This window comes from Bacteroides fragilis, from assembly GCF_019583405.1.
Lineage (GTDB): Bacteria > Bacteroidota > Bacteroidia > Bacteroidales > Bacteroidaceae > Bacteroides > Bacteroides fragilis_B.
Genome location: NZ_SZUU01000032.1, coordinates 1 through 1,289, shown reverse-complemented (window position 1 = coordinate 1,289; position 1,289 = coordinate 1). Strand labels below are relative to the sequence as shown.

Annotated in this window: 1 pseudogene; it reads right to left on the bottom strand. The window is 39.3% G+C overall.

What is annotated here, in order from left to right:
• Positions 1-421 precede the first annotated feature (421 nt).
• Positions 422-1,289, bottom strand: a pseudogene (locus FDF36_RS20970) (hypothetical protein); the annotation flags it as partial.

Below are 1,289 nucleotides of genomic sequence, written 5' to 3'. Positions count from 1 at the left end.
TTTGGCTCTGCACACTGAACACAAAAGGAAGAGATAAATGACTGATAATTAAATGGATGCAGAAATATTTGCACAGATGAAAAAAGCGTCTTATCTTTGTTGCATCAGACGAACGTCTTTTGAAACATCGTTCTCAAAAACTAAATCTGTATCTTAGTAAACCTTTTTGGTCTCTAAAAGAGTACCCTAAGAACTACGGGATAGCTATCTCCCTTTTTCTCAAAAATTGTTCGATAATCTGATTATGTGACTCTTGTACAAGAGTGTTTTTAGTGGTTTTTACTCAAAATACCTAATCGATCCGTAGCTTATAAAGGTCAAAATATAGCCTACAGTTCCTTGAAGTGTCAGATTTCTGACACTTCTTATAGGATACTGATCAAGACTTTATTCACAAGCCAACCTTAATCATAAATAACAATCAATTATTTTTAACACAACGGACTGGCACTCCAGTTGCTTGATAATCAGAAAACATAGTTGGTGCACCATTATTGCTAAATACGAAGCATTTCCCCCTATTTCCATCTTTTGTTGAAGTCCAATACTGTCCAATCGTGCCTCCACCAATAGTAGGACTACCAGTTGAACAGCCTCCACCATTACCTATTGATCCAGATGCCAATAGAAAAATACCAATACTCTTATTCATAAACCACATGCCACCATTTGTTATCACATTATCTGTACATCGGGTTAATGGAAGATACTCACTTTCGGATGGGGTACGCCACCCAGTTCCATAAGTTGAGGTGTTAAGTTTCGAACATGGATCTGTGTTATTTGTAGTTTTGTTCCCTGTATAAGTGCTATAAAAAGTATAATAATAACCTCTATCTGTCGAGGTAGTCCATACATAGTTAGAATTTCCTGTTGATTTCAGATTTCCGTCCGCCCATATTAATTTGGCCAGGCTTTTCTTATCCTGGGCTGTACATCCGTTTTGCGTAAGATTAATATCTTTCTCCAACACATTGATGCCGGGACCTTTTTTAAACTGTACTTTCATCGTATAGCTTCTTCCCTCTTTCAGTTGTACGCTTTGGCTGGAGGTGATTTCCGTATTGTTTTTCACAACCCGTCCGCTTATTGTCAGCGTATTGAAATGTACTGTAATGGTCCTGGCCCCTGCAAACGGAACCATGCGTATAGTTGTACTCAGGGTCGTGTTTGGATTGAATGCCGCCGTTTTATTCGTGTTGGGGGTTACCACATTGGTCGAAGGACCGATCTTCCACGATGTGGAGTTTCCCCCTTGCGTTACATATACACCCGTGCAATTGCTGATC